This is a genomic window from Variovorax stachyos (assembly GCF_051400855.1).
Taxonomy (GTDB): domain Bacteria; phylum Pseudomonadota; class Gammaproteobacteria; order Burkholderiales; family Burkholderiaceae_C; genus Variovorax.
This window is the reverse complement of record NZ_JBLFFN010000002.1, coordinates 449,589-476,052: the sequence shown is the minus strand read 5'-3', so window position 1 is coordinate 476,052 and position 26,464 is coordinate 449,589. Positions and strand designations below refer to the sequence as shown.

At 68.0% G+C, this 26,464-nt stretch carries 24 protein-coding genes, 1 tRNA gene and 1 riboswitch; of the genes, 15 read left to right on the top strand and 10 right to left on the bottom strand.

Annotated features, from left to right (window positions below; all coding sequences use genetic code 11):
* Positions 1-73 precede the first annotated feature (73 nt).
* From ACMGEZ_RS05495 to ACMGEZ_RS05475, 5 genes are all read left to right on the top strand, one after another.
* Entirely contained in the window at positions 74-754 is a 681-nt protein-coding gene (locus ACMGEZ_RS05495; protein ID WP_436821234.1) for a response regulator, read from the top strand.
* Positions 751-2,166, top strand: a complete 1,416-nt coding sequence (locus ACMGEZ_RS05490) for a sensor histidine kinase (RefSeq protein WP_436821233.1) — start codon at positions 751-753, stop codon at positions 2,164-2,166. The genes ACMGEZ_RS05495 and ACMGEZ_RS05490 overlap by 4 nt, the downstream gene beginning before the upstream one ends.
* 20 nt (positions 2,167-2,186) lie before the next feature.
* The gene (locus ACMGEZ_RS05485) at positions 2,187-2,615 is read left to right on the top strand and encodes an RNA-binding S4 domain-containing protein (RefSeq protein WP_436821232.1); all 429 of its coding nucleotides are present in this window, start codon (positions 2,187-2,189) and stop codon (positions 2,613-2,615) included.
* 48 nt (positions 2,616-2,663) lie between these two features.
* Positions 2,664-3,473 carry a PPK2 family polyphosphate kinase gene (locus ACMGEZ_RS05480; RefSeq protein WP_436821231.1) on the top strand — a complete coding sequence of 270 codons (810 nt, stop codon included), beginning with the start codon at positions 2,664-2,666 and terminating at the stop codon, positions 3,471-3,473.
* 121 nt (positions 3,474-3,594) lie between these two features.
* Positions 3,595-3,771 (top strand): hypothetical protein, encoded by a 177-nt coding sequence (locus ACMGEZ_RS05475; protein WP_436821230.1) that lies wholly within the window; start codon positions 3,595-3,597, stop codon positions 3,769-3,771.
* A gap of 55 nt (positions 3,772-3,826) precedes the next feature.
* Here the strand turns inward: ACMGEZ_RS05475 and ACMGEZ_RS05470 are convergent, their stop codons facing one another.
* Positions 3,827-4,042: a hypothetical protein gene (locus ACMGEZ_RS05470; protein WP_436821229.1), complete on the bottom strand. Its 216-nt coding sequence runs from the start codon at positions 4,040-4,042 to the stop codon at positions 3,827-3,829.
* Between the two features lie 39 nt (positions 4,043-4,081).
* Between ACMGEZ_RS05470 and ACMGEZ_RS05465 the strand changes: the two genes are divergently transcribed.
* The 3 genes from ACMGEZ_RS05465 to ACMGEZ_RS05455 all read left to right on the top strand — a co-directional run bounded on the left by ACMGEZ_RS05465 (position 4,082) and on the right by ACMGEZ_RS05455 (position 7,276).
* A complete protein-coding gene (locus tag ACMGEZ_RS05465; RefSeq protein ID WP_436821228.1) occupies positions 4,082-5,314 on the top strand; it encodes an NAD(P)/FAD-dependent oxidoreductase in 1,233 nt (410 codons plus the stop codon).
* 205 nt (positions 5,315-5,519) lie between these two features.
* Complete coding sequence (locus ACMGEZ_RS05460; protein ID WP_436821227.1) at positions 5,520-5,975, top strand: hypothetical protein; 456 nt, start codon at positions 5,520-5,522, stop codon at positions 5,973-5,975.
* A 245-nt stretch (positions 5,976-6,220) separates the two neighbouring features.
* A complete protein-coding gene (locus ACMGEZ_RS05455; RefSeq protein WP_436821226.1) occupies positions 6,221-7,276 on the top strand; it encodes a trypsin-like peptidase domain-containing protein in 1,056 nt (351 codons plus the stop codon).
* On the opposite strand, the gene ACMGEZ_RS05450 is transcribed toward ACMGEZ_RS05455, so the two are convergent.
* The 7 genes from ACMGEZ_RS05450 to cysS all read right to left on the bottom strand — a co-directional run bounded on the left by ACMGEZ_RS05450 (position 7,273) and on the right by cysS (position 13,291).
* Complete coding sequence (locus ACMGEZ_RS05450) at positions 7,273-7,506, bottom strand: hypothetical protein (protein ID WP_436821225.1); 234 nt, start codon at positions 7,504-7,506, stop codon at positions 7,273-7,275. The two genes, ACMGEZ_RS05455 and ACMGEZ_RS05450, sit on opposite strands and share 4 nt — an antisense overlap.
* 276 nt (positions 7,507-7,782) lie before the next feature.
* A tRNA-Ser gene (locus tag ACMGEZ_RS05445) sits at positions 7,783-7,875 on the bottom strand.
* Between the two features lie 22 nt (positions 7,876-7,897).
* Positions 7,898-9,166, bottom strand: a complete 1,269-nt coding sequence (locus tag ACMGEZ_RS05440; protein ID WP_436821224.1) for an aspartate kinase — start codon at positions 9,164-9,166, stop codon at positions 7,898-7,900.
* A gap of 77 nt (positions 9,167-9,243) precedes the next feature.
* Complete coding sequence (gene tilS / locus ACMGEZ_RS05435; protein WP_436821223.1) at positions 9,244-10,212, bottom strand: tRNA lysidine(34) synthetase TilS; 969 nt, start codon at positions 10,210-10,212, stop codon at positions 9,244-9,246.
* 33 nt (positions 10,213-10,245) lie between these two features.
* Complete coding sequence (locus ACMGEZ_RS05430) at positions 10,246-11,226, bottom strand: acetyl-CoA carboxylase carboxyltransferase subunit alpha (RefSeq protein ID WP_106558746.1); 981 nt, start codon at positions 11,224-11,226, stop codon at positions 10,246-10,248.
* A 15-nt stretch (positions 11,227-11,241) separates the two neighbouring features.
* A complete protein-coding gene (locus tag ACMGEZ_RS05425; protein ID WP_436821222.1) occupies positions 11,242-11,898 on the bottom strand; it encodes a DNA-3-methyladenine glycosylase family protein in 657 nt (218 codons plus the stop codon).
* 16 nt (positions 11,899-11,914) lie between these two features.
* The gene (gene cysS / locus ACMGEZ_RS05420; protein WP_436821221.1) at positions 11,915-13,291 is read right to left on the bottom strand and encodes a cysteine--tRNA ligase; all 1,377 of its coding nucleotides are present in this window, start codon (positions 13,289-13,291) and stop codon (positions 11,915-11,917) included.
* 193 nt (positions 13,292-13,484) lie between these two features.
* Between cysS and ACMGEZ_RS05415 the strand changes: the two genes are divergently transcribed.
* From ACMGEZ_RS05415 to ACMGEZ_RS05395, 5 genes are all read left to right on the top strand, one after another.
* Complete coding sequence (locus ACMGEZ_RS05415; protein ID WP_436821220.1) at positions 13,485-14,069, top strand: tetratricopeptide repeat protein; 585 nt, start codon at positions 13,485-13,487, stop codon at positions 14,067-14,069.
* Between the two features lie 65 nt (positions 14,070-14,134).
* Positions 14,135-14,710 (top strand): peptidylprolyl isomerase, encoded by a 576-nt coding sequence (locus ACMGEZ_RS05410; RefSeq protein WP_436821219.1) that lies wholly within the window; start codon positions 14,135-14,137, stop codon positions 14,708-14,710.
* A 21-nt stretch (positions 14,711-14,731) separates the two neighbouring features.
* Positions 14,732-15,241 (top strand): peptidylprolyl isomerase, encoded by a 510-nt coding sequence (locus tag ACMGEZ_RS05405; protein WP_436821218.1) that lies wholly within the window; start codon positions 14,732-14,734, stop codon positions 15,239-15,241.
* 2 nt (positions 15,242-15,243) lie between these two features.
* On the top strand, positions 15,244-16,005 hold the full coding sequence (locus ACMGEZ_RS05400) for a UDP-2,3-diacylglucosamine diphosphatase (protein WP_436821217.1): 762 nt from the start codon (positions 15,244-15,246) through the stop codon (positions 16,003-16,005).
* Positions 16,005-16,802: a M90 family metallopeptidase gene (locus tag ACMGEZ_RS05395; RefSeq protein ID WP_436821216.1), complete on the top strand. Its 798-nt coding sequence runs from the start codon at positions 16,005-16,007 to the stop codon at positions 16,800-16,802. The genes ACMGEZ_RS05400 and ACMGEZ_RS05395 overlap by 1 nt, the downstream gene beginning before the upstream one ends.
* 25 nt (positions 16,803-16,827) lie before the next feature.
* Here ACMGEZ_RS05395 and ACMGEZ_RS05390 read toward each other — a convergent pair whose 3' ends face one another.
* Both ACMGEZ_RS05390 and ACMGEZ_RS05385 read right to left on the bottom strand, forming a co-directional pair.
* On the bottom strand, positions 16,828-19,656 hold the full coding sequence (locus ACMGEZ_RS05390) for a DUF349 domain-containing protein (RefSeq protein WP_436821215.1): 2,829 nt from the start codon (positions 19,654-19,656) through the stop codon (positions 16,828-16,830).
* 93 nt (positions 19,657-19,749) lie between these two features.
* On the bottom strand, positions 19,750-23,550 hold the full coding sequence (locus ACMGEZ_RS05385) for a DUF748 domain-containing protein (RefSeq protein WP_436821214.1): 3,801 nt from the start codon (positions 23,548-23,550) through the stop codon (positions 19,750-19,752).
* A gap of 596 nt (positions 23,551-24,146) precedes the next feature.
* Between ACMGEZ_RS05385 and ACMGEZ_RS05380 the strand changes: the two genes are divergently transcribed.
* Together ACMGEZ_RS05380 and glyA are read left to right on the top strand one after the other, a co-directional pair.
* On the top strand, positions 24,147-24,992 hold the full coding sequence (locus ACMGEZ_RS05380) for a lytic transglycosylase domain-containing protein (protein WP_436821213.1): 846 nt from the start codon (positions 24,147-24,149) through the stop codon (positions 24,990-24,992).
* Between the two features lie 38 nt (positions 24,993-25,030).
* Positions 25,031-25,159: riboswitch (ZMP/ZTP riboswitch) on the top strand.
* A gap of 42 nt (positions 25,160-25,201) precedes the next feature.
* Complete coding sequence (gene glyA, locus ACMGEZ_RS05375) at positions 25,202-26,446, top strand: serine hydroxymethyltransferase (protein WP_436821212.1); 1,245 nt, start codon at positions 25,202-25,204, stop codon at positions 26,444-26,446.
* The last annotated feature ends 18 nt before the right edge of the window (positions 26,447-26,464 follow it).

The window sequence follows — 26,464 nt, the reverse complement described above, 5'->3', positions numbered from 1 at the left end:
ACGCCGCTATGATGCGCGCCCCTGCTGTCAGTTGGCTGTCCTGCACACTGGGGTAAACACCGAAATTCCGGGCATGAAGCTGCTGTTAGTTGAAGACGATCCCTCGATGCAGACCACGCTGCAGCGTTCGCTCGGCCGTCGCATGATCGACGTGCGCCTGTGCGGGGACGGCGCGCAGGCGCTGACGCAGTGGCGCGCGCTCGACCCCGACGTGGTCGCGCTGGACCTCAGCCTGCCCAACGTCGACGGGCTGCAGGTGCTGGCGCAGGGGCGCGCGCAAGGCCTGCGCACGCCGGTGCTGCTGCTGACCGCGCGCGGCACCGTGGGCGATCGCGTGGTGGGCCTCAACACGGGCGCCGACGACTACCTGCCCAAGCCCTTCGACCTCGACGAACTCGAGGCGCGCATCCGCGCATTGCATCGTCGCCATCAGAGTGCCGCGCCGGATGCCGCGCACAACCCGCAGCAGGTCGGCGGCCTGCGCTACGAGCCCGACAACGGCGCCATCTACCACCGCGCCCAGGTGCTGGAGCTGACGCCGCGCGAGCTCGCCCTGCTCAAGGCGCTGATGGTGAAGCCTGGCCATGCGGTGGCAAAGGAGCGCCTGTTCGAGCTGGTCTTCCCCGGCGAGACCGAAGTGCAATACGAGGCCGTCGAGGTGGTGGTGTATCGCCTGCGCAAGAAGCTCGCCGGCACCGGCGCGGCGCTGATGACCTTGCGCGGCCTGGGCTACCTGCTGCGCGAAGAACCGTGACGCGGGCCGTCTCGCTGCGCGCCAGGCTGCTCACCGGCATCCTGGTGCCGGTCGCGCTGTTCATCGTGATCAACAGCGTGAGCCTGTACCGCCAGAGCCTCGCGGCCGCGACCACGGCCTACGACCGGACCCTGCTCGCCTCGGCCAAGACCATCGGCGAGCAGCTCGACGTCGAAGGCTACGACGCGCAGGCCTTGCTGCGCGCCATCGTCCCCTACTCCGCGCTGGAAGCGTTCGAGGCCGACAACCAGAGCAAGATCTTCTATCGGGTTTCCACGCTCGGCGGCGAGATGATCTCCGGCTTCGCCGAGCTGCCCTTCTGGCGCGGCCAGCTGCCCGACCGGCCGCCCTATGCGGCCCTGGTGGACTTCTACGACGCGCGCTTTCGCGGTCAACCGGTCCGGGTGGCCGTGCTGCTGCAGCCGGTGGCCAGCGCGCGGGGGCGCGGCATGGCCGTGGTGCAGGTGGCCGAAACGCTGGAACTGCGCGAGACACTGGTGCGCAAGCTGCTGGTCGACATGCTCTGGCGCCAGCTCGTACTGCTGGCCGTGATTGCCGGCGTGACCGTGTTCGTGGTGCAGCGCGCCACCCGGCCGGTGCGCCACCTGGGCGAGCTGATCGAAGGGCGCGCGCCCGACGACTTCTCGCCCATCGATGCGCCCGACACGCCGCGCGAGCTGCGCCCGCTGGTCGATGCCACCACCGAGGTCATGGGGCGGCTGCAGCGGGTGCTGGACCACCAGAAGCGCTTCGTGCGCGACACCGCGCACCAGCTGCGCACGCCGCTGGCCGTGCTCAAGGCCCAGGTGCAGTCGGCGCGCCGCGGCGACGTGCCGACCGGCGAGGCGCTCGCCGAGATCAGCGACACGGTGGAGCGCGCCACCACGCTGGCCAACCAGATGCTGTCGCTCGCCAAGGTGGAGCAGTTGCGCCAGCAGCCCGATTCGCAGGTGCTGGACCTGGGCGGCGCGGTGCGCCAGGTCGCGCTCGACCTGTCGCCGCTGATGGCCGACAAGGCGCTGGACGTGGAGCTCTCGGCCGGCTCCTCGCCGGTGCTCGTCCGTGCGCACCGCTGGATGCTGCAGGAGCTGGCGCGCAACCTGCTGCATAACGCCATCAAGCACAGCCCGCCCGGCGGTGCGCTGGTGGTGCGCGTAGGCGCCCAGAACGGGACTGCCGTCTTCGTCGTGAGCGACCGGGGCGCCGGCATCCCCGACGAACTGCGCCAGCGCCTGTTCGCGCCCTTCGCAGCGGGCGACGTCGTCAGCGGCTCCGGGCTTGGGCTGGCGATCTGCCGCGAAATCGTGCTCGCACTGGGCGGAAGCATCGCCCTGGACAACCGGGAAATCGGCGGACAGCGCGACGGGCTCGATGCCGTAGTGCAACTGCCGCTGGCCGGCGACAATCGCTGAAACCCCACCCACACGGAGACATGGACCGCCTGCGCATCGACAAATGGCTCTGGGCCGCACGCTTTTTCAAGACGCGCACCCTGGCTGCCGACGAGATCGGAAAAAACCGCGTGCAGATCAACGGCGAGGTGGCGAAGGCCTCGCGCGAGGTGAAGGCCGGCGACCTGGTCGCGCTGCGGGTCGGCGGCGGGCTCGACCGCATCGTGCGGGTGCGGGGCCTGAGCGGCCAGCGCGGGCCGGCGCCGGTGGCACAGCAGCTCTACGAGGAGACGCCCGAGAGCCTGGCCGCGCAGGCAGCCGCGCGCGAGCAGCGGCGCATGGGCAGCGAGCCGGCGCTCAGCATCGTGCAGGGCCGCCCGACCAAGCGCGACCGACGCGACCTCGACCAGGCCCGGCATGTGGATTGGGACAACCGCTGGAGCGCCTCGCTGGAACCCGACGAAGACTGAACATCGCGTACCCTCGGGCCCATTGCCAACAACAAGGACTCGTCGCGAATGGCCAGCTTCAAGAAGTACCGCGTCAGCAGCAGCAAGTTCAAGCTCGGGAGCATCGACCCCGCCGACTCGCCCTTCCTGGAAGGCGACCAGGAGGCCCAGCTGGAGCGGCTCGACCAACTGGCCGGCGAGCTCGACGAGCTGCAGAACCTGCTCCATGCCGAGGGCCGGCGCAAGGTGCTGCTGGTGCTGCAGGGCATGGACACCAGCGGCAAGGACGGCACCATCCGCTGGGTCTTCTCGCGCACCTCGCCCCTCGGCGTGCGCGTGACGGCCTACAAGGCCCCGAGCGAGGACGAGCGCGCCCGCGACTATCTGTGGCGCTGCCATGCCAATGTGCCGCGCGGCGGCGAGATCATGGTGTGGAACCGCAGCCACTACGAGGACGTGCTGGTGCCCTGGGTCGAAGGCTGGATCGACAAGGCGGAGCTGAGCCGCCGCTACGCGCAGATCCAGGATTTCGAGCGCCTGCTCGTCGAAACCGGCACCGTTGTCGTCAAGTGCATGCTGCACATCAGCAAGAAGACGCAGCGCGAGCGCCTGCAGGCACGCGTCGACGACCCGGGCAAGCGCTGGAAATTCCGCCTCGACGACCTGGAGGTGCGCAAGAAGTGGGACGTCTACCAGCGTGCCTACGAGCAGGCGCTGCGCGGCACCTCCAGCAGCTACGCCCCTTGGCATGTGATTCCGGCCGACAGCAAGCGCCATCGAAACCTGATGGTCGCCGAACTGCTGGTCAGGACGATGCGCGACATGAAGCTTGCGGTGCCGCCCGCGGATCCGTCGCTGGATGGGCTGCAGGTCAAGTAGGACAACGCCGCGTTCCTGGCCTTGTTTTCTCCTCCAAATGGCGTATTGAGAGGAGGCCCGCCCAATGAGAGACTGCGTGCCCGCTCCCCCCGAGCTGCCACCTACTCCAAGGACCCCTCAGATGGACGTCTTGACCGCTTCAGAGCTGATGACCGGGCTTGTGTCGGTGCTCGGCACCGGCTACTTGTTCCTGCTGGTCACCAGCAGGGCACCGAAGGCACTGCACGAAGAGATCGCGCGACGGGTCGAGCACTCGATCGCACTGCTCGACACCTGCAAGGACTCAAGCAGCCGCTGAGCCCGTGCGCCCCCTTGGAGCTGGGCCAGCTCCCAGTCGATCTGCCGCACCGTCCTCAGCAATTGCGGCACATCCCGCGGCGCAGCACCTCCGCCAGCGACTGGCGCGGTGAAGGCACCGCGACGTTGACGGCACCGATCGGCTTCCCCGCGCGATTGGTCAGCGCCGCCGCCACGAGAGCGCGAGCGGCCGCGCCACAGTACGCCGGCAGCCGCGAGCCCACGTGCACCTCGACGCTCACCGCGTGCAGGCTGGCAAAGCGATGTGCCACGTACTAGAGTGCGGCTTTTGCCTTTCATCCGCCAACTCCATGCTGCCATCTGAATTGCGCGTCGCCGTCGTCGGCGCCGGCGTGGTCGGCAGCTGCATCGCCCTGGCACTGCGCAAGCGCGGCGCGGCCGTCACGCTGATCGACCGCGACGAGCCCGGTCATGGCTGCAGCTACGGCAACTCGGGCGCGATCAGCCCCGGCTCGGTGGCGCCGCTGGCCATGCCCGGCATCCTGTCGTCCGTGCCGCAGATGCTGCTGGACGAAGAAAGCCCGCTGCATCTGCCCTTGTCCTATTTGCCGAAGGCGGCGCCCTGGCTGATGCGCTTCGTCGCCTCCGCCCAGCCGTCGCGGGTCGCGCTCTCGGCCGCCAAGCTGGCGGCGCTGCACACGGGGGCCGTCGATCGCCACGAAGCGCTGGCGCGCGAACTCGGCGTGCCGGAGCTCTTCGTGCGCCGCGGCCACCTGCACCTTTACCCCGACGCCCGCGCATTGGCCAAGGACGCCGCCGGCTGGCGCATGCGCCAGCACTACGGCTACCCATCCACACAGCTGGACCGCGAGGGCATCCTTGCGCTGGAACCGCACGTGGGCGAGCGCTACCGCATCGGCATGTTCGTCGCCGACCATGCGACCATCGTCAATCCCTTCCGGTATGTGCAGGCAATGGTGCGTGCCCTGACCGCGCGCGGCGGCCTGCTGCGGCGCGAGGAGGTGCGCGCGATGACGCCGCTTGAAGGCGGGCGCTGGCGCCTCGCCACGGCAGGCGCGACCGACGGCGCCGGGGACTGCTTCGACCAAGTGGTGGTGGCCGCCGGTGCCTGGTCGCGCCGGCTGCTGGACCCTCTGGGCGTGCACCTGGCGCTGGAGAGCCAGCGGGGCTACCACGTGCAGTTTCAGGGCGGGCACGGCACGGTCTCGCGCACCGTGGTGCTGGCCGACCGCAAGATCTTCGTGACGCCGATGGAAGAGGGTCTGCGCGTGGGCGGCACGGTGGAGATCGGAGGCCTGGAGCGCCCGCCGGACCCGCGCCGTGCCGCGATCCTGGAGCGCATCGCGCGGGAGACCTTCGAAGGCCTGGACGACCTGCAGGCGACGCAGTGGATGGGTCACCGGCCCTGCATGCCCGACTCGGTGCCGATCATCGGCCCGGCAGCCGGACGGGCCGGGCTGTGGCTGGCGGTGGGCCACGGCCACCTGGGCCTGACGGATTCCATCAACACCGCGCAGTCCATTGCCAGCAGCATGCTCGGGGCGCGGTCCGTCACGCCCTGAACCGCAGAGATGCGATGCGCCCGGCTCAGCCGAAGTGGAAAGTATCAATACCGACCGCCGCGGCGGTTTCGTGCTCCGGACTCGCTCTCCGCAAGCGTCGAGGATTTAACAACGCGGGTGCATTTCTCGCGCCTGCAGGCCTGAGCTTCCTTTGGCAACAACGACACTTCGTCGGGTACAACATTGAGGACCTGGAGGAGTTGCCATGGAATCACCGGACCTTGAGACAGTTGAGAAGGCGCGCGCGCTCATCGAAGAAGTCATCGAGGCGCGCAGCCACCTGACCGCTGCCGTTCCGTACTTCGCACCGACCGATATCGGCTGCCTGCCGCCCGCGATGCAGGAGGCCGAATCGCGCATCGAGGAGGAAAACGACTTCGGCAATCGCGTGCGCGCAGCCATCCAGATGAGCCTGGCCGCCGCGGCCGCATCGTTGCGCGTCAGCGAAGCGCTGATGCAGGACTTTGCCCCACTGGGGCCCCATGAGCGCCAGAAGGAGCTGGCGCGCTGCGCATGCGAAGCGCAGGCCTCCAGGGACGTCACCGGCCATATCGCGGCAATCCTTTCGGGCAAGGAAGCACCGAAGCTGGATGCGCTGATGGAGATCAAGCGGCTCAAGTCGGCCATCTACGAGCGATTTGGTCGCTGGCCGGGCCGCTAAAGCGGACCGATCGGCCCGCGGCGCGCAGCGAGCAATTGCATTGCGAGGCGCGCGCGAAGCCTGACCCCGCGAACGCGTGCGTGCGGCTCTGCGGCGTACACTGCGCCGTACCGGCATGGCGCCAAGGAGGTCCCGTCCTCCCACATTTGCGCTGCACCTGATCGTCGCCACCCTGGCGGGGTCGGCGGCAGCTCCTGTCTCGAGAACGCGGCTTGACCGCGTTTCTTTTTTGGAAGGCGCACGCGATGAAGAACCTGCAAGATGCCAGCGAGCGCATCTGCGAGCTCAAGGGAAGCCTGCTCGCGATCGATGCCCTCCTTCCCGCACTGCTGGAGGCGCTGCCCGTCGCCTCCCACGCTCAGCTGGTGCGCTCGTTCGAGGCGCATGCCGAGGCCGCGCGTACGGTGATGCAGCCCGTCCCGCTCTCCGAGCAGGTGCTTGCCACCTTCGAGCGCGAGATTGCCCGCATGCGCGCCGTGCTCGCGGGAACTGCCCCGGCCGCGCCGCGCAGCGCAACGGAAGCCGCGCTCCTGACCACGACGCGCGTCAGCACCTTCCTGGGGCCTTACTCCCTGTCCGGTGCCAGCGGCTTTTTCTTTCGCCGCGATGGGCGGCTGTTCCTGGTCACCAGCCGTCATGTACTTGCCGATGAAACGAGCAGCCACTTCCCCGACCGGATCGAGGTCGAAGTGCATACCGACGCGCTCAACCTGACACGCTACGCGGCAGTCTCGGTGCCGCTGTACCGCGAGGGCCTGAGCCAATGGCGCCAGGCCGCCGACAGTGCCGGCGACGTGGACGTGGCCGCCATCGAGATCGACGTCGGCAACTTGCCCGGCTCCAGCATCCTGCACGCGTTCGGACCCGAGCACCTCGAACCCTCCGGTGATCTGGCAGAGGTCGGAGACGCGCTGGTCATCGTCGGCTTCCCACTGGGCTTTCACGACACGGTGCACCATCTGCCCGTGGTTCGAAGCGCATCCATTGCCTCGGCCTTCGGCGTGCGCTTCCAGCAGCAGGGCTACTTTCTGACGGACGCCCGGACCCATCGAGGCAGCAGCGGCGCCCCGGTGCTGCGGCGCAGCCACGGCACCAGCGCAGACCGGTCGCAGCTACCCTGGCAGCTGCTGGGGGTGCACTCCACGCGCATGGACATGCGCACGCGTGACCTCGTGCAGGACGAATCGCTCGGGCTCAATTGCGCCTGGTACGCGGACGTGCTCATGGCCCTGACCGAGCCCACCGTGGCCACGACGGGAACCTCGATCGCTCACACGATTCCTTCCGCCGCAGCCTCCTAGAGCGAGCTTGCGTTCGCGGCCTCGGCCTGCTTGAAGCGGCTCAACGCCCGGTGACCGCGAGGGGTGACCGAATGAACGGTGGCCCAGACGGCGCGGCAGCTCTCTCGCCACTTGGGCAGCGTCGCCGTCACCATCCCGGCAGACTCGAGCCTCGCCACCTTCTCGATGTCGGCCAGGTCGGTGATGCAAACCGGCAAGGCGCTCAAGCCCAGCATGTGAAGCAGATGCATCGGCATCGCTCCTCCTTGGACGTCGAACTGAAAGGTCATTGGAGGTCTCGCAAGGCAGGCTCCTCTGGATCAGCCGAGGCGCGGTGCTGGAGTCGGAAGCGAGTTGTCAGGACGCTTGGGACGGCGTGAGGCCAGTATGTCCCTATTCCGTCGTCGCGGGTACTTTGGATATTTTGCGGGGTGCGGGTTGCCTGACGCACGCGGCACCCTGTAGCGATGTCGCCTCGCAATTTGTGCAGGCGTAAAAAAGCCCCGTCTGGCGGGGCTTTGGGGTCCTGGCGGAAACGGAGGGATTCGAACCCTCGATGAGGCTCTACACCCCATACTCCCTTAGCAGGGGAGCACCTTCGGCCACTCGGTCACGTTTCCAGGAAGCCGCAATTATGCCAGCTTAAGCGGGCGGTTGATCGAGATCGAAGGCCTTGTGCAGGGCCCGCACGGCGAGCTCCATGTACTTTTCGTCGATCACGACCGAGGTCTTGATTTCGCTGGTGGAGATCATCTGGATGTTGATACCCTCCTCGCTCAGCACGCGGAACATCTTGCTGGCCACGCCCACGTGGCTGCGCATGCCGATGCCGACGATGCTGACCTTGCAGATCTTGGTGTCGCCGACGATGTCGCTCGCGCCCAAGGTGGGCAGCACCTTTTCCTTGAGCAGGTCGACGGTCTTGGCGTAGTCGTTGCGATGCACCGTGAAGCTGAAGTCGGTGCGCCCGTCCTTGCTCAGGTTCTGGATGATGACGTCGACCTCGACGTTGGCATCGGCCACCGCGCCGAGGATGTGGTAGGCGATGCCCGGCTTGTCGGGCACGCCGATCACGGAGATCTTGGCTTCGTCGCGATTGAACGCAATGCCGGATACGACGGCTTGTTCCATGTTTTCGTCTTCCTCGAATGTGATCAGGGTGCCCGAGCGGGCCTCTTCCTTGATGTCGATGTCCCAGGGCGTGAAGCTCGACAGCACACGCAGGGGCACCCGGTACTTGCCGGCGAATTCGACCGAGCGGATCTGCAGCACCTTGGAGCCGAGGCTCGCCATCTCCAGCATTTCCTCGAAGCTCACCGTGGTCAGGCGGCGCGCATCCGGCTCGACGCGCGGGTCGGTGGTGTAGACGCCGTCGACGTCGGTGTAGATGAGGCATTCATGTGCCTTCATCGCCGCCGCGATCGCAACGGCCGAGGTGTCGCTGCCGCCGCGGCCCAGCGTGGTGATGTTGCCGGCGTCATCGACACCCTGGAAGCCGGTGATGACCACCACCTTCCCGGCGTCGAGGTCGGCGCGTACGCGCTCGTCGTCGATGCTCTCGATGCGGGCCTTGGTGAAGGCGCTGTCGGTCCTCACCTGCACCTGCCAGCCGGCGTAGCTGACGGCCTGCACGCCCTCGGCCTGCAGCGCGATCGCCAGCAGTGCGGACGAGGCCTGCTCGCCGGTGGCGGCCAGCATGTCGAGCTCGCGGTTGTGGTCGTCGTCGACCTTGCTGGGGGCCAGCTCTTTGGCGAGGCCGAGCAGGCGGTTGGTCTCGCCGCTCATGGCGCTCGGGACCACGACCATCTGGTGGCCGGCGCGTGCCCACTTGGCAACGCGCTTGGCGACATTCTTGATGCGCTCGGTCGAGCCCATCGACGTGCCGCCGTATTTGTGAACGATCAATGCCATGGGTGAAGTCAAGGAGAAGGATTCGGATGCCTGCGCAATGCCGGCGTCCGGGCCCTGTCGTATGCCTGGTTGTTCTTTCAGCGCAAGGCTGCAGGCTGCGACGGAGGCCGGGCATTGTACCAACGCAGGACGTCGCCCTCGCGCTGGACGTAACCGTCCGCAACCTTGAGACGGATGCGGTGCCCGCGAGTGCTGCAGGCCTCGATCTGGTCGAGCAGCTGCTCGAGCTGGGCTTCGCTGGGCACGGCGTCGTGCTCGCGCTTGAGCCAGTGGCGCAGCACGTTGGCGAGCCGCTCGCGTGGCAGGGTACGCAAGACAGCCAGGGCGGGCGGCGAGCCTGCGGCCGCGATGTCCGAAGCGGCGACCTCGGCCAGCAGCCGCGAGGCTCTGGCGGCGTTGCGGGCGGAGCGCGCAAAGGTTTCGCGGAACTGCGGCAGCGTCGCGGCGAGCGCGGGCAGCAGTTGCAGCCGGATCCGGTTGCGCGTGTAGCGCAGGTCGGCGTTGCTGGGATCGTCGACGTGGGCAGTTCCGCTGCGTGCGATCCATTCGCGCAGCGCGATTGCCTGCACTTCCAACAGCGGCCGATGGAAATTCACGCCATGCCGCTGCATCTGGCGCGGCATGCCGGCCAGTCCGTCGAGGCCGGCGCCGCGACTGAGCGCGATGAGCATGGTCTCGACCTGGTCGTCGGCATGCTGGGCCAGCGCGACATCGCCCAGCCCGTGCGCCCGCGCCAGCGCCGCGAGCGTGACATAGCGGGCCCGCCGCGCCGCATCTTCAGGACTCTCGCCGGGCGCATGCCGAGCATCGATGCGGCCCACGTGCAGCGGCACGCCCAAGGCCTGGCAGGTCGCGAGGCAATGGGATTCGAAATCGTCGGCCGCCGCTTGCAGGCCGTGATGCACGTGCAATGCCTGCACCTGGCCTGGCCAGAGGCCCGCGGCCGCATGCAGCAATGCGGTGGAGTCCGCACCGCCGCTGTAAGCGATGCCGAGCGGCAGCGGCGCCGCCCAGGACGCAAGCGCGAGGGCGGCGGGATTCTCCATCGGTCATGGGGCAGCCCTTCCTCGGGCCGCGGACTACTTGGCGCTCTCGGCCTTGGTGTCGGCGAAACGGCCGTAGCTCTGCAGGCGCTCGTAGCGCCGGTCGAGCAGTTCCTTCGGCCGCAGATCGGCAACCTGGCGGAAGGCATCGTTGAGCGCGCGCTTCAGGAAGGCGGCCATTTGCCGGTGGTCGCGGTGCGCGCCGCCGACCGGCTCGTTGACGATCTTGTCGACCAGGCCCAGCGCCTTGAGCCGGTGCGCAGTGATGCCCAGCGCGTCGGCCGCCTCCTGGGCCTTGTCGCTGGTCTTCCAGAGAATGGAGGCACAGCCTTCGGGACTGATCACCGAGTAGACCGAGTACTGCAGCATCAGCACCTGGTCGCCGACCGAGATGGCGAGCGCGCCGCCCGAGCCGCCCTCGCCGATGATGGTGACGATCACCGGCACCTCGAGCTGCGCCATCTCGAAGATGTTGCGGCCGATGGCTTCGGACTGGCCGCGCTCCTCGGCGTCGATGCCCGGGTAGGCACCCGGCGTGTCGACGAAGGTGAAGACCGGCAGCTTGAACTTCTCGGCCGTCTTCATGAGCCGCAGTGCCTTGCGGTAGCCCTCGGGCTTGCTCATCCCGAAGTTGCGCGCGGTGCGCTCCTTGGTGTCGCGGCCCTTCTGATGGCCCAGCACCATGCAGGGGGTGCCATTGAAGCGGGCGAGGCCGCCGACGATGGAGAGGTCGTCCGCGAAGTGGCGGTCTCCGTGGAGCTCGACGAAGTCCGTGAAGATCTCGTGGACGTAGTCCAGCGTGTAGGGGCGCTCCGGATGCCGGGCGATCTTGGTGATCTGCCAGGGCGTCAGGTCGCTGTAGATTTCCTTGGTGAGCTGAAGGCTCTTCTTGCCGAGCTGGTCGATCTCTTCCGAGATGTCGACCGCCGATTCGGTCTGCACATAGCGCAGCTCTTCGATCTTGGATTCGAGCTCCGCGACGGGCTGCTCGAAGTCGAGAAAGGTTCGTTTCGCCAACGTCTTCTCCTCTTGTCAGTATGCGACCACCGGCAGGGGGTCGAGCGATCGCCAAATATACCAAGTCGCGACGCTGCAATAAGGGGCCCAGGCGACGGCCACCTCGCGCGCATCGCTGCGGCTGACCGGATCGCCCGAAAAATAACTGCGGCTGATGCCGGTGATCAGCCCGGCGTCGTCCAGCGGAAGCACGTTGGGGCGCATCAGGTGGAAGATCAGGAACATCTCGGCGGTCCAGCGGCCGATGCCGCGGATCGCGACCAGCTCCGCGATGATCATCTCGTCCGACATGTCTTCCCAGGCATCGACGTGCACGGTGCCGGAATCGAAGTGCAGCGCCAGGTCGACCAGGTACTCGACCTTGCGCGCCGACAGGCCGGCCGCGCGCATGTCGTCGACCTTGAGCTTGAGCACGTTCGCCGGCGTCATCTTGCGCGGCAGGTTGGCGAAGCGGTCCCACACCGACTGGGCGGCCTTCACCGAGATCTGCTGGCCCACGATGCTGCGTGCCAGCGTGGTGAAGGCGTCGCCGCGCGATTCCAGGCAGGCGTCGCCGAACTGAGGGATCAGCCGCTTCATGACGCGGTCTTTCCTCGCGAGGTGCTTGCAGGCCTCTTCCCAGTAGGGGGGCGTGTGGATGTCGAGGATGGGGGACTTCTTGGCGGCAGGCATTGCGGTTCTCATGCCCTCACTTGACGGTAGTCCAGGTGGTGCCGGTCGGCGAATCCTTGAGCACGATGCCCTGCGCCAGCAGCTCGCCGCGGATGCGATCGGCCTCGGCGAAGTTCTTCGCCGCCTTGGCCTCGGCACGGCGCGCGATGAGGGCCTGGATCGAGGCGTCGTCGAGGGCGCTGCCAGCCTGCAGGAAGGCCTGGGGGTCGGCCTGCAGCAGACCAAGGCAGGCGCCCAGCGCCTTCAGCAAGCCGGCGGCCTGGGCCGACTTCGTCCGGTTCACTTCGCCGGCCAGGTCGAAAAGCACCGCCACGGCTTCGGGCGTGCCGAAGTCCTCGTCCATCGCAGCCTTGAAGCGTGCCGCATGCGGGTCGGCCCAGTCGATCGCGACCTCGGCCGGCGCCACCAGGTGCAGCGCCGTGTAGAGCCGCTTGAGCGAGGCGCGCGCATCGTCAAGGTGCACATCGCTGTAGTTGAGCGGGCTGCGGTAGTGCGCGCGCACGACGAAGAAGCGGATCGTCTCGGCATCGAACTGCTTCAGCACGTCGCGGATGAGGAAGAAGTTGCCCAGGCTCTTGGACATCTTCTCGTCGTCGATGTTGATGAAGCCGTTGTGCATCCAGGTGCGGGCCAGCGGCTTGCCGGTCGCGCCTTCGCTCTGCGCGATCTCGTTCTCGTGGTGCGGGAACTGCAGGTCCATGCCGCCGCCGTGGATGTCGACGGTCTCGCCGAGCAACTGGCAGGCCATGGCCGAGCATTCGATGTGCCAGCCCGGGCGCCCGGGGCCGAACTGGCTGGCCCACTTGGCTTCCTCGGGCTCCGTGGGCTTGGCACTCTTCCACAAAACCGGATCGAGCGGATCCTCCTTGCCGTCCAGCACGGCCACGCGCTCGCCTGCATGCAGCTCGTCCAGCGACTTTCCGCTGAGCTTGCCGTAGCCCGGGAACTTGCGCACGGCGTAGTTGACGTCGCCATTGGTGGAGCGGTAGGCCAGGCCCTTCTGCTCCAGCGTGGCGATCATCGAGAGCATCTGCGGCACGTACTCGGTGGCGCGCGGCTCGTGCGTGGGCCGTTCGATGCCCAGCGCGTCGGCGTCCTCGTGCAGCGCCTGGATCATGCGGTCGGTGAGCGTGCGGATGCTTTCGCCGTTTTCGACCGCGCGCCGGATGATCTTGTCGTCGATGTCCGTGATGTTGCGCACGTACTCGACCGCGAAGCCCGAGACCTTGAGCCAGCGTTGCACCACGTCGAAGGCCACCATCGAACGCGCATGGCCGAGGTGGCAGTAGTCGTACACCGTCATTCCGCACACGTACATGCGCACCCGACCGGGTTGCAGAGGAGAAAAATCCTCCAGTTCACGCGACAGCGTGTTGTAGATGCGAAGGCTCATGAGACAGGGGAATGCCGGAATTCGCCCGCGCGACAGGGCGAGCGACACAGATTTTTTCAGGGGTGAGGATGCTATGGCAACGAGGGGATGAACGGAGCCCCTCGGCTACAATCCCGCGTCAGTATAAACGGCCGGTTCCGTTATTTTCCCGGGTGTTTTCGAGGCCCGCGTTCCCCTCCATCTCTCGAGGCTCATGAAGCACGCCGCTGCCCCTTCCCCCTCCTTCATCCCGCGCTTCCTGTCGGTTCTCCTGCTCGCCTTTGCCGCAGTCGCGGCACACGCCGACGACTACCTCGACGTCAACACCCTGCTGCGCCAGGGCAAGGCTGCCGAGGCGCTGGCCAAGGCCGATGCCTACATCGCCAGCAAGCCGCGTGATCCGCAGATGCGCTTCCTGCGCGGCGTGATCCTGACCGAACAGGGCAAGCAGGCCGAGGCGGTCACGGCCTTCACGCAGCTCACCCAGGACTTCCCCGAACTGCCCGAGCCCTACAACAACCTGGCGGCGCTCTACGCCAGCCAGAGCCAGTTCGACAAGGCGCGCGCGGCGCTCGAGATGGCGATCAAGCTCAATCCGAACTACGCCACCGCGCACGAGAACCTGGGTGACGTCTACGCGCGCCTCGCCGGCCAGTCCTACGGCCGAGCGCAGCAGCTCGAGGCAGGCAACACCAGCATCGCACCCAAGCTCGCGCTGATCCGCCAGCTGTTCAGCGCGCCGGGCAGCAGTTCGCTGCCCGCCGCGCCGGCCGAAGCCCGCAAGCCGGTGCGCCGCTAGCCCGCTGCCTGTCCGCGCCCTGCCCGGCGTTCGTTGTCTTTTCCAGTCCGTCCTACTTCTTCACCATGCACATCCTTTCCCGTCGCGCGGCACTGATCCTCGTCTCGACGCTGAGCCTGGCAAGCGCCGGCTGGGCGCAACAAGCTGCGCCGCGCGTCAAGCTCGCCACTTCGGCCGGCGACATCGTGGTCGAGCTCGCACCCGACAAGGCACCCAAGACCGTCGAGAACTTCCTGCAGTACGTGCAGGACAAGCACTACGACGGCACTGTGTTCCACCGCGTGATCGACGGCTTCATGATCCAGGGCGGCGGCTTCACGCCCGAGCTGAAGCAGAAGCCCACCCGCGCGCCGATTCCGCTGGAGGCAAGCAACGGCCTGAAGAACGACAAGTACACGATCGCGATGGCCCGCACCGCCAATCCGAATTCCGCGACCTCGCAGTTCTTCATCAACGTGAAGGACAACGCGATGCTCAACGCCCCCAATCCCGACGGCCACGGCTACACCGTCTTCGGCAAGGTGGTCGCGGGCACCGAGGTGGTCGACAAAATCCGCGCCGTGCGCACGGGCAACAAGGGCGGCATGCAAGACGTGCCTCTCGAAAGCGTCACCATTCAATCCGCCACCGTGGCGAAGTAAGCCAATCAACAAGGAGCCCTCATGAGCAACCCCCAAGTCGAACTGCACATCAAGGACCAAGGCGTCATCACGCTCGAACTGGACCAGGACAAGGCGCCCAAGACGGTCGAGAACTTCCTCGCCTACGTGACCAAGGGCCACTACGACAACACGGTGTTCCACCGCGTCATCCCGGGCTTCATGGTGCAAGGCGGCGGCTTCGAGCCGGGCATGTCGCAAAAGCCGACGGGCGCCGAGATCCAGAACGAGGCCAGCAACGGCCTGAAGAACGACAACTACACGGTGGCCATGGCCCGCACCAGCGCGCCGCACTCGGCCACGGCCCAGTTCTTCATCAACGTGGCCGACAACGGCTTCCTCAACCACACCGCGCCCTCGGCGCAGGGCTGGGGTTATGCAGTGTTCGGCAAGGTGGTCGGCGGCAAGGAAGTGGTCGACAAGATCAAGGCCGTGAAGACGGGCCGCAAGGGCTTCCACGACGACGTGCCGCTGGAAGACGTGGTCATCGAGAAGGCTGTCGTCAAAGGCTGAAGATGACGGCCTTCGCCGAGCTCGTGGCTCCCGCGGCGTGGCGCACGGTCGATCTGATTTCCGACCTCCACCTGCAGTCCTCGGACCCGGCGACCATCGAGGTATGGCGCGGCTATCTGCAGACCACGCCGGCGGACGCGATCTTCATCCTCGGGGATCTGTTCGAGGTCTGGGTCGGCGACGACGCGGCTGCCGAACCCGGCTTCGAGGCGCAATGCGCGGAGCTGCTGCGCGAGGCCGGCGCGCGCCGGCCGCTGTTCTTCATGCACGGCAACCGCGACTTCCTGGTCGGCCCCGCCTTTGCCGCGCAATGCGGCATGCAGCTGCTCGACGACCCGACGGTGCTGGCCCTGCATGACAGGCGCTGGCTGCTGAGCCACGGCGATCTTCTCTGCCTCGAGGACACCGAGTACCTGCGCTTTCGCGCCGAGGTGCGTAGCCCCGGTTGGCAGGAGGCATTCCTCGCGCGTCCGCTGGCGCAGCGCCGCGCCCTCGCCCGTTCGATGCGCGCGCAGAGCGAGGACCGCAAGCGCAGCCCCGGCATGGTCTGGGCCGATGTCGATGCCGACGCCGCGCGCGCCTGGCTGCGGCAAGCTGGCGCGACGACGCTGATCCACGGCCACACGCACCGGCCGGCGACCCACTCGCTCGGCGATGGCCTCGAGCGCATCGTGCTGAGCGACTGGGACCTGAAGGCGCATCCGGCCCGCGCGCAGCTGCTGTGCCTGTCGAGCGCGGGCGCGCAGCGCGTCGACCTGCGCTGATGTTCGATTGGCTGCGCAGGCTGCGCGCCCCGCCTCCGATCCCCGATGCGGCGTGGCACGCTACGCTGCTGCGCTACCCCTTTCTTGCCGACCGCGACGGACGCGATGTGGAGCGCCTGCGCCGTCTGGCGGCGGAGTTCCTGCGCGACAAGGAATTTCATGGCGCCCATGGTTTCGCGATCACCGACGAGGTCGCACTCGCCGTGGCGGCGCAGGCCGTGCTGCCGGTGTTGCACCTGCCGGGCGGCCTGCGCTGGTACGACGATTTCGTCGGCATCGTGATCCACCCTTCGGAGGCGGTGGCGCGGCGCAAGACTGTCGACGAGACCGGCGTCGTCCACGAGTACGACGAGATCCTGGCCGGCGAGGCGATGGACCGCGGCCCCGTGATGCTGAGCTGGCAGGACGTGCTCGCGGGCAGCGTCACGCAGGACGCGGGCTACAACGTGGTGATCCACGAGTTCGCCCACAAGATCGACATGAAGAGCGGCGAAGCGGACGGCTGCCCGCCGCTGCCGGCGGGTTTCGCGGGCACGTCGACCGCGCGCGATGCGCGACTCGCCTGGTTCGCGGTGCTGCAGCCGGCCTACGAGGACTTTCGCGAGAGGACCATCGTCGCCGAGCGCTTCGGCGGCCAGGCGCCGTGGCTCGACGCCTACGGCGCCACGTCGCCGGGCGAGTTCTTTGCCGTGGCCTGCGAGGCCTACTTCGTGAACCGCGCGAATCTGGCGTCGGAATTCGCCGGCCTGGTGGCGCTGTTCGACGAATTCTTCAGGCGCCAAGCGTCGGCCAGCTAACAACCGGGCGCAGGCGCCCTCCCCCTCACTTGCGCAGGAGCGCCTTCAGCGCGTTCTGCAGGCGGCGCGCCGAAGCCGGGTCATGCGCGGTGGCGAGTACCGTGCCGGCATCCTGGCCCCAGGTCTGCGCCGGCGCGGGATCGCCGCGCCGTGTCAGCAGCTTCAGCTGCAGCGCGCGGCGCGCCTCGAGCTGTTCGGCCGGCGTGGGCACCTCGGCCGCCATCTCCAGCCGCAGCAGGGCCTCGGCGGCTGCTTCCGGCTTCGCCGAGGGACCGGAGGCCAGGGCCTGGGACCACTGTCCGCGCACGGCAGGCGTGACCACGCGGCCGAGTTCCTGCACGCTGGGCAACTTCGTCGCATCGCGCTGCTCCCACGCGCCCAGCACCTGGGTCAGAGCCTCGCCGTGCGCCTGGGCGGCAAGCTTGCGCAAGGCCTGGTCGGCGCGCTCCAGCGCATCGCGCTGAGCACGGAAGGCCGCATCGCCGAGGCGCGGGCCACGCTCGTCGCGCTGCGGACGGTCGCCGAAGCGGCCGGCGCCCGGGCCGCGGTCGCCGGGGCGCGGCGGCCGCTCGTTGGCACGGCCGGGCGGGCCGCTACGGCCGTCGCGGCGATCGCCGCCGAAGCGGCCGGCGCCGCGTCCCGCAGGCAAGGCTTCGGCCTTCCTGTTGCCGGGCCGGTCGTCGCCGCGCACCGCGATCACGGGCTTGGGAGCCGGCTTGGGCGGTGCCACGGGCGTCGGCTCGGCGTCCGTCTGGGCGTCGCCTGCGTCGGCGCGGGCCGACGCATCGGCGCCGTCGGCCGGCGCCACCAGGTTGGGCGTCGGCGCCGCGACTTCGTCGACAGTCGACGGGGGCGAAGCCTCGGCATCGCTCGACGCGGGCGCCTGCTCGGCGCTCTCGCCGAACTCGGCCGCTGCCTGGCCCGGCGCTACCACCTCCGTCGCGCCCACGGGCGGGCCATCCGTGGGTGCCGGCTTGTCGGCGGCCACGGGCTTGGGTGGGGGCGGTGCTTCACCGCGCAGGGCGGCTTCCAGCTGGGCCACGGCAGCGCGGATCTTCTGGGCATCACCCGTGGCGTTCGCGGCGTCCAATGCCTTCGAGGCGTCGAGCACATGGCGGTCGTGCTCGCTCATCGCGGCCGTCGCCTTCTCGCGCTCGGCGGTCTTGCGGTTGAAGGCCTCGTCGATCGGGGCGCGGAAGGCGTCCCAGAGCTTCTGTTCCTGCCGGCGGTCCAGGGGCACGGTCTGCGCCTCGGCCTGCCAACGCTGCTGCAGGGCCTTGACGGCATCGATGCGCAGCATCGGCGCGGCGCCGAGCTCGGCGGCCTCGGCGATCATGGCCTGGCGACGCTCGATGCTGGCCTTCTGCGCGGCCTCGAAAGGGGCTCGTGCGGCGCCGAATGCGGCGTTCCACTGAGGCTGGAGCTCGGCGAACACCTTCTCGCCCACGTGGCCCGCATCGCGCCAGCGATCGGCGAACTGGTGCAGCGCCCGGTTGTAGGCCTTGAGGTCGGTGTTGCCGGCCTGCGCCTCGGTCCAGGCCTTTACTTCCTCGATCAGCGCGAGGCGCTGGGCACGGTGCCCGGCCGCATCGGCCCGCACTTTCTCGAGCCAGGCTTCGACGACCTTGTGGGCTTCGTTGCACGCCTCGTCGAAGCGCTTCCACAGCGCATGGTTGGGCACGCCGCCCTGGTCGGCCTGCTTCCATTGCTCGCGCAGGCTGCGCAGCGTCTCCTGCATCTTCCGCCCGCCCAGGGCCTGGCCCTCGGGGCGCTTGAGCAGTGCCTCGGCCTTGGCCACCAGTTCCTCGCGCACCTTGTCGGCGCTCCAGCGCTGCCAGCCTTCGAGCTCACCCGCGGCCACCAGGGCCGCATGCACGCGGGCTTCGAGGGCGGCGTCGACCATCTTGCCGTGCTCCTTGAGCACCGCGCGCAGCGCTGCAGCGGCGCCGGCGCTGGCCTTGCCATGGCCTTCGGCGGTTTCCTGCTCGAGCTTGGCGAGCGCGGCCTCCACGGCCGCCTGCGCGGCGGCCCGCTTCTCGGGATCGACCTTCGGCGCCGGCGGCTTTTGCGCGGCGGGCTGCGCCTCGGGTGCACCGCCGCGCGCGACGCGCAGCTCGTCGGCCCACACCGGCACCGGCGGCAGGGGCGCTGCCGCATCCTCGGCGGCGGCCACGGTCTGCGCGAGCGCCTGATGGAACGCGTCGGACACCACCAGCAGCTGCGCCTTGGACGATTCCAGCTGCGGCGCGAACTTGGCGTCCAGGCTGTTCCAGTTGGGGTCGGCCGCGATCTCGTCGGCCTGCTGCTGCCAATGTGCCACGTCGGCGCGCAGGGATTCTTCGGCGGCTTGGGCGTCGCGCCAGCTCTTGGTCGACAGCACCTCGAAGCGCTGCGCCAGCAGCACGGCCGCTTCGCGGTGCACCTGGGCACGGTGCTGCAGGTCTTCGATGCCCTTCACGCGCTCGGCGAGGCGGGCCTTGAAGCTCGCCAGCGGCTCGCGCGACAAGGGGGCGCCGGCCTTGGCGGCATCACGCTGCCAGGCCAGCGCATCGGCGATGTTGAGCTTGGGCTGGGCCAGCAGCGCTTCCGCCTTCTGGGCCCATTCGGCGGCAATGGCCTCCTGGCCTCGGGCACGCTTGAGCTCGTCGAGCTTCTCGCGCAGGAGGCGCGCGGCACCCTTGTCGCGGCCGCTCAGCTCCTTGAACACCTCCTGCATCTGCTCGGGCGCCGGATTGCCCGCCAGCCAGTCGCGGATGCGCTGCGCACGCTCGCCCGACGTCGGTGCAGTGAAGGCGCCGCCCGTCATCGTGTCGAGGGACTGGAGGTCGTGGGGCTTGGTCGATGTTGAAGTCACTGCGCGAATAAAACCTGATCTGTAGAGGAAAAGCGAAGGCGCCGGCATTTGCCGGCGCACCCCACTATTTTGGCCGACTTGCGGCGCGGAGGGTCAGCGAGTAGCCAGATTCAGTTCCGCACCGGGTTTCCAGTCGGCACCGCCGGCCCTGGTGCGAACCGCGCCGAGAAACAAGCGTTCGCTGGGCAGCTTCTGGGCCAGCAGGTAGTCGCGCACAGCGGCGCCGCGCTCGACGGCGAGCTGGCGTATCGCCTCTTCGTCGACCGGGATGCTGGCCATCAGCAGGTCTTCCATCTCCTTGGTTGGGACGTCCTTGGCCAGGCCGATCATGTTGCGGGGCTTGGTCTTGAGGTCGGCGCGGTTGTACACCGCGGCCAGCAGCTCCGGGTATTCCGCGTCGGTGAGAGGCGCCACATCGGCCGCGTTCTGGTTGCTGCGCACTGCCGCGCGCCGCTTCTCGGCCTGCGCGAGCTGGCGCAGACGCTGGCGCTGATAGGCCTCCCGCTCCTGCTCGAGGCTCGCCGTGCCCACCACCGTCATGCGGAGCGCGGGCCGGTCGGTGAGCGCCTTGGCCACCTTGTCCAGGCTCTGCTTGGCCTCGGCGGACAGGGCCGCGCTGCCGGGCGCGAAGGCGATGGTGCTCGAATCCCCGCCTCCGCCGCCCAGGCCGCCCGTCAGCAGTGCGAAGGGCGCGGTCGCGGCCTTGGCGATCAGGTTGACGATCGCCTTCAGGATGAGGGGACCCAGGCTGAACTGCGGATCGTTGAGCGACCCGCTGATCGGGAAGTCGATGTCGATCACGCCGTTGCGGTCGGCCAGCAGGGCGACGGCGAGCCGCACCGGCAGGCTGTTGGGGGCGCCCTGCACCTCCTCGCCGAACTGCAGCTGGTTCAGCACGAGCTTGTTGCTGGCGGTGAGCTGGCCGTCCGGCGTGATCTTGTAGTTCACGTCCATGCTGAGCTTGCCGCGCTCGATGCCGTGGCCGGCGTAGCGCACCGAGTAGGGCGACAGCGGCGGCAGATCGAGCTCCCGCATCTTCGCGGTGACGTCGAGCTCCAGCGGCTTGGCCAGCGGATTGAGCTTGCCGGTGATCTCCAGCGAAGCCGTCTGCTGGGCTTTGCCGCGGAGCTCGAGGTCGGCCAGCGCGGGCTTGTCGCCCTGTGGCTTGGACGAGAAGGCGCTGAGCTTGCCGGTCAGTTCACTGAGGTCCGCCGAGTAGTTGGGCTTGACGAACAGGTCGCTGAAGTCGATGCGCCCGTTGACCACGTTGATCGGCCCGAAATTGATGACCGGCGCGGGACCGCTGCTCTCGGCTTCCGGCGCTTTCGCCGTTGCGGTGGGAACAGCGGCAGCGGGTGGCCTGGGCTCGCCACCAACCATGGCCTCGGCGGACGCCGGGGCACCGCGGGCGGGCGCAGCCGGTGCCTTGGGGATCGTTGCCGTGGTCGTGGTGGTGCCGCCAAGGCTGCGCCGGGTGCTGGCCTCGCCCACCGCCACCGGCTCCGCAGGCTTCCTGGTCAGGTCCTGCAGGTTGAGGCGGCCATTCGGGTCGATGATCACGCGGGCGAAAAAGTCGGTCAGCGCGGTTTCGCGCACGTCCACGGTCAGCGGCGTCTTGGGCACCAGGTTGACCTGCAGTCCGCGCAGGTTCAGGGTCTTCCAGCTCAGCAACTGGTTGCTTCGATTGGCGAGGCCGGGCGACTGCGTGAGCGTCGCGCTGTTGGCGCGGAAGTCGTCCAGCGACGTGTCGCCGACCAGCTTCACGCTCATGCCGGCAGGCGCGGCGGTGTACTTGACCGTGCCGCGATAGCTGGCAAAGGCGCGGCGGATGTCGATATTGAGCGCGTCCGCGTAGTACGCCTTGAAGGCATGTGCCGGGATGGAGGCCACTTCCAGGCGGCCCTCGGCCGCCACGGGCTTGAGGACCACCGTGCCCTTGTAATCGAAACGTCCGGGCTCCGCACGGCCGGCGGCGATGCGCCCCGACACCTGCAGCGGCGAGGCGGTTGCGGTGTTGGGCGCGATCTTCTGCGCGTTGAGCTTCAGCGCGCTGATCTCGAAGGCGACCGGCGTCGTGTCAGCCTTGTCCGAATAGGACAGCGCGCCGTTGTCGACCGCCACGGTGCCGATGCTCAGCTCCCATGGCTTCGTGGCGTCGGCGCCGGCGGCCTTCGGATCCTTGGGCGCGGCGACCTTTGCACCCGCATCTTCGGTCTCGGCGCCACCGGGCGGGGCCTTGAGCCAGCGCTCGAACATCCAGCGCTTCTCCTTGTCGCGCTCGACCAGGACCTTGGGGTTGCTGGCGCTGAGCGAGGCGATGTTCAGCGTGTGCTTCGTCATGTCGACTTCGGCATCGACCAGCTCGAAGCGTCCCACGCTGGCCAGCGCGGTCTTGGCTTGCGTCAGTGCCAGCCCGTCGAGGGCGACGCGGGCTGCCTTGAACTTGAGCTCAGGCTGATTCCAGGCGACATCGATCTTGCCGCTCAGCTTGCCGTCCAGCGTGGGCTCCAGGCTCTGCGCCAGGTACGGCGCAGCCAGCGACAGCGGCAGCGCCTCGACCTCGGCCTGCACCTTCGCGACCTTGTCGGTCGCCTCGCCGCCGAACTTGAGGACAGCACCACCCACGGCCGTGGAGCCGTTGAAGACGGCAGGCTTCTCCATCGGCCAGACGATGGCGCTGGCATCGACCTGGAGCTGCTTCATGTCGACCGCCGCCGCGGGCTGGACGCTCTGGTCCCGCCATCCGATCTCGCCACCGGACAGCGCCAGCTTGTCGACCTGCACACGCCAGCCCGGCGCCGCCGCCGTGGGCTTGGCGTCGGCCTCGCCATTCGGCGGAGCGCCGGGCGGCGGGGCCTTCTCGGTTGCGCCGGCGGCCTGCCCGGCAGGCAGCAGGTTGAGCCGACCGGCCGCATCGCGCGCGACCACCAGCTGCGGCGCGGCCAGCGCCACCTCGCTCAGGTGCACCACGCGCTCCAGCGGCCGCACATCGGCCAGCGCCAGCTTGAGCGAGTCGAAGCGAAGCAGGTCGCGTGCCTTCGAGTCGGCCAGCTGGATGCTGTGCGCCGCCACGGTCCCGGTGATCTTCAGGCCGGTCGTGGTGGTCCGCGCAAAGTCGATCTTCAGGTCCGCGTCCAGCTTGCCTGCCCGCAGGGCGACCGGCAGGCTGCCGGGGATGTAGCCCAGGTAGGGCGCCAGGTCCAGGTCCTTGAAGTTGATCTGCGCATCGGTCTTGCGATCGTCGGCGAAGGGCGTGCTCAAGGCGGCCGAATCGAAAGCGCTGCCGTTGAGCACGAAGGCCAGCTTGGGCTCGGTCTTGATTTCACGCTGAGAAGGCAGGTTGCTCAGGAGCGGCACCTTGAGCACCAAGTTGCGCAGCTCGTGCTTGCGCTTGACCGCCTGGTCGTCGAAGTCGACCGAGCCGTTGGTGATGGCGATGTTGTAGACCGCGAAGCGCGGCGGCTCGCTCTTGGGCGTCTCCGGGGCGCTCGCCAGCTTGGCCACGATGTCGTCGATGTCGTACTTGCCATCGGCGTGGTGCGTCAGCAGCACCGCGGGAGCGTCGATGGTGACCGCGTCGATCACCGGGGCCAGCCGCAGGATCGATTGCAGCTCGGCATCGGCATAGATGCGACCCACCGCGAGTTGCGAGCGGCTGCCGTCGGCTGTCGCGATGCGCAGGTCGTCGAGCGCGAGCTCGAGGGTCCATGGCTTGAAGTCGATCTTGCCGACCGTCACCTGGCGCCCCAGCTTCTCGCTGGCGATCTTCTGGATCTGGCTCTTGGCGATCGGCGGCACGGCCAGCCAGGCGACCAGCCAGAATACGAGCAGGACCAGCAGGGCCAGGACCGCTCGCCTCACCCACTTGTTTTGTTTCAGCGAAGCAGCATTCATCGGACGGCGAGTGTGCCCCAAACCGATGGAGCTTCCCAGAAGCAAGAAAGCCCGGACGCCTGACATGACGTCTGGCCTCCGGGCTCGATGGCGGGCGCCACGCCCATGCCATCTTTTCGCTCGACCGGAAGTTGGATTGTTCCGGTCATGCTGGCGGCAAGAGATTGCCACCGTGGGGCCTCGGCCACTGAGCCGTTCGAGGGTTTTCTCTCTCGGCTACCGGACCTCGGTTTGACGCCTGAAGATTCAGGCCAACAAAGGGTAGGCCCACTCTCATGAGAATGCAAATAGGCTTTTCAATGGATGGATGGTGGGCGATTTCGCGGGCTCTGTCTAAGGCCCCTATAGCATAAGATCTCGCTTCGTTATTCTTGACCGGGTATTAAGCGCCTCCTAGAATCCGCGCTACCCCGTGCCGCCCATTTGCCGGCCGGTTTTGTCCTACACCCGCTGCCGAGTACTTTCGGCTTAATCAGGCAGCCGCGATTCAACCCTCTTGCGCGGCACCTGACTCGTACCAATCCACAAGCGCTGCCGCCTTCGACCATTGCCTTCCGGCTTTGCGACCTAGGTGCCGCACAGAAGGAGGAAGAGCGATGAAACAGGCGTTTGGTGCCACAGCCCGCGGGCTGCGGACTTTCATGTCCGACGTGGCCGAAGGCTTTTTCGAAGTGACCCACAACGGCTTTGCCCTGCTCGGCTTGGCCATCGTGTTCGGCGTGCTGGCCCTGGCCGCACGCCCGGATCTGCGCCAGTCGGGCGAAGAGCAGCTGATGGGCTGGCTACAGTCCCGCAAGCCGCCGCCCGAGGTCTCCGACCTGGAGCCCACGGCCATCGACCGCACAACAGCGGCCAACCCGCACGAGTTGCCGAAGCCGCAGGCCGCGGTTGCTTATTGGCTGAGCAAGAAGTACCGCGTGGCGGTCGAGCCGTTGAGCGTGCTGGTGTCCGAGGCCTTCGAAATCGGCAAGCGGACCAAGCTCGATCCCACGTTGATCCTGGCGATCATGGCTGTCGAGTCCAGCTTCAATCCCTTCGCCCAGAGCCATGTCGGTGCCCAGGGCCTGATGCAGGTGATGACCCGGGTGCACGGCGAGAAATATGAAAGCGCCGGCGGCACCCTGACCGCCTTCGACCCAGTGACCAACATGCGTGTCGGCGTGAAGGTCCTGCAGGAATGCATTGCCCGGGCGGGTTCGCTCGAAGGCGGCCTCAAGTACTACGTGGGCGCCGCCAACCTGCCGGACGACGGCGGCTATGCGAGCAAGGTGATGGCCGAGCATGCGCGGCTGCAACTGGTGATCGCCGGCCGCGCGCCCTCCACCTCCCCTACCCCCACCCCGCCGGGCATGCGCGCGCAGCCCATGCCGGTGGTGGCGCCAGCCAAGCCGGAGGGCAACAGCCCGAGCCCGCAGAACGTGGCGCTGGCATCGGATCTTTAGGCTTTTTTGCGGCGGTGTACGAAGCCGTCGGCTACACTCGCACCGCACGCGACTGGCGATAGGCGCAGCACCTCCTCAAGGTGCCATGCGCTGACGTGGATGACCACTGGGAAGCGTGCCGCCTGCGGCCCACAGCAGGCGCTCCGCCGTTCGCCTGGGCAGCCCTTGTTTGTTTGAAGAACAAGGACCATCCGTCTTAAAGGACTGCCATGTACAACCGCCAAACCCTGGTCGAACAGACCGATCCCGAAATCTGGGCCGCCATCCAGGCCGAGCACGCCCGCCAGGAACAGCACATCGAGCTGATCGCGAGCGAAAACTACGCCTCCCCGGCCGTCATGGCCGCGCAAGGCTCGCAGCTCACCAACAAGTACGCCGAGGGCTATCCCGGCAAGCGCTACTACGGCGGCTGCGAACATGTCGACGTCGCCGAGCAGTTGGCCATCGACCGCGTCAAGCAGCTCTTCGGTGCCGACGCGGCCAACGTGCAGGCCCATTGCGGCGCGTCTGCGAACGAGGCCGTGATGCTCGCCTTCCTCAAGCCCGGCGACACCATCATGGGCATGAGCCTGGCCGAAGGCGGCCACCTGACCCATGGCATGCCGCTCAACATGAGCGGCAAGTGGTTCAACGTCGTGAGCTACGGCCTCGATGAAAAAGAAGAAATCGACTACGACGCGATGGAGCGCAAGGCGCACGACGCCATGCCCAAGCTCATCATCGCAGGCGCCTCGGCCTATTCGCTGCGCATCGACTTCGAGCGTTTCGCCAAGGTAGCGAAGGACGTCGGCGCCATTTTCATGGTCGACATCGCCCACTACGCCGGCCTGGTCGCGGCCGGCGTGTACCCCAACCCCGTGCCGCACGCGGACGTGGTGACCTCCACCACCCATAAGAGCCTGCGCGGCCCGCGCGGCGGCATCATCCTGATGAAGTCGCAGCACGAGAAGGTCATCAACAGCGCGATCTTCCCGGGCCTGCAGGGCGGTCCGCTGATGCACGTGATCGCGGCCAAGGCCGTGGCCTTCAAGGAAGCGTTGTCGCCTGAATTCAAGGCCTACCAGCAGCAGGTCGTGAAGAACGCGCAGATCGTGGCCGAGACGCTGAGCGCGCGCGGCCTGCGCATCGTCAGCGGTCGCACGGAAAGCCATGTGATGCTGGTCGACCTGCGCGCCAAGGGCATCACCGGCAAAGAGGCCGAGAGCGTGCTGGGCAGTGCCCACATGACGATCAACAAGAACGCCATCCCCAACGATCCCGAGAAGCCGATGGTGACCAGCGGCGTGCGCATCGGCACGCCCGCCATGACCACCCGCGGCTTCAAGGACGAGGAGGCGCGCCTCACCGCGAACCTGATCGCCGACGTGCTGGACAACCCGCGCGACCCCGCCACGATCGAGGCCGTCCGCGCGAAGGTGCATGCGCTGACCAGCCGCTTTCCGGTTTACCGCTGATCTTGCACATGGCGTCCG

Bases quoted from the DNA above. Each gene is read 5' to 3' on its own strand.
- ACMGEZ_RS05450 (WP_436821225.1), bottom strand. From the start codon at position 7,506: ATGCATCTGCTTCACATGCTGGGCTTGAGCGCCTTGCCGGTTTGCATC.
- ACMGEZ_RS05380 (WP_436821213.1), top strand. From the start codon at position 24,147: ATGAAACAGGCGTTTGGTGCCACAGCCCGCGGGCTGCGGACTTTCATG.
- ACMGEZ_RS05455 (WP_436821226.1), top strand. From the start codon at position 6,221: ATGAAGAACCTGCAAGATGCCAGCGAGCGCATCTGCGAGCTCAAGGGA.
- ACMGEZ_RS05410 (WP_436821219.1), top strand. From the start codon at position 14,135: ATGCACATCCTTTCCCGTCGCGCGGCACTGATCCTCGTCTCGACGCTG.
- ACMGEZ_RS05485 (WP_436821232.1), top strand. From the start codon at position 2,187: ATGGACCGCCTGCGCATCGACAAATGGCTCTGGGCCGCACGCTTTTTC.
- ACMGEZ_RS05395 (WP_436821216.1), top strand. From the start codon at position 16,005: ATGTTCGATTGGCTGCGCAGGCTGCGCGCCCCGCCTCCGATCCCCGAT.
- glyA (WP_436821212.1), top strand. From the start codon at position 25,202: ATGTACAACCGCCAAACCCTGGTCGAACAGACCGATCCCGAAATCTGG.
- ACMGEZ_RS05405 (WP_436821218.1), top strand. From the start codon at position 14,732: ATGAGCAACCCCCAAGTCGAACTGCACATCAAGGACCAAGGCGTCATC.
- ACMGEZ_RS05480 (WP_436821231.1), top strand. From the start codon at position 2,664: ATGGCCAGCTTCAAGAAGTACCGCGTCAGCAGCAGCAAGTTCAAGCTC.
- ACMGEZ_RS05385 (WP_436821214.1), bottom strand. From the start codon at position 23,550: ATGAATGCTGCTTCGCTGAAACAAAACAAGTGGGTGAGGCGAGCGGTC.
- ACMGEZ_RS05400 (WP_436821217.1), top strand. From the start codon at position 15,244: ATGACGGCCTTCGCCGAGCTCGTGGCTCCCGCGGCGTGGCGCACGGTC.
- ACMGEZ_RS05440 (WP_436821224.1), bottom strand. From the start codon at position 9,166: ATGGCATTGATCGTTCACAAATACGGCGGCACGTCGATGGGCTCGACC.
- tilS (WP_436821223.1), bottom strand. From the start codon at position 10,212: ATGGAGAATCCCGCCGCCCTCGCGCTTGCGTCCTGGGCGGCGCCGCTG.
- ACMGEZ_RS05460 (WP_436821227.1), top strand. From the start codon at position 5,520: ATGGAATCACCGGACCTTGAGACAGTTGAGAAGGCGCGCGCGCTCATC.
- ACMGEZ_RS05415 (WP_436821220.1), top strand. From the start codon at position 13,485: ATGAAGCACGCCGCTGCCCCTTCCCCCTCCTTCATCCCGCGCTTCCTG.
- ACMGEZ_RS05465 (WP_436821228.1), top strand. From the start codon at position 4,082: ATGCTGCCATCTGAATTGCGCGTCGCCGTCGTCGGCGCCGGCGTGGTC.
- ACMGEZ_RS05475 (WP_436821230.1), top strand. From the start codon at position 3,595: ATGGACGTCTTGACCGCTTCAGAGCTGATGACCGGGCTTGTGTCGGTG.
- ACMGEZ_RS05425 (WP_436821222.1), bottom strand. From the start codon at position 11,898: ATGCCTGCCGCCAAGAAGTCCCCCATCCTCGACATCCACACGCCCCCC.
- ACMGEZ_RS05495 (WP_436821234.1), top strand. From the start codon at position 74: ATGAAGCTGCTGTTAGTTGAAGACGATCCCTCGATGCAGACCACGCTG.
- cysS (WP_436821221.1), bottom strand. From the start codon at position 13,291: ATGAGCCTTCGCATCTACAACACGCTGTCGCGTGAACTGGAGGATTTT.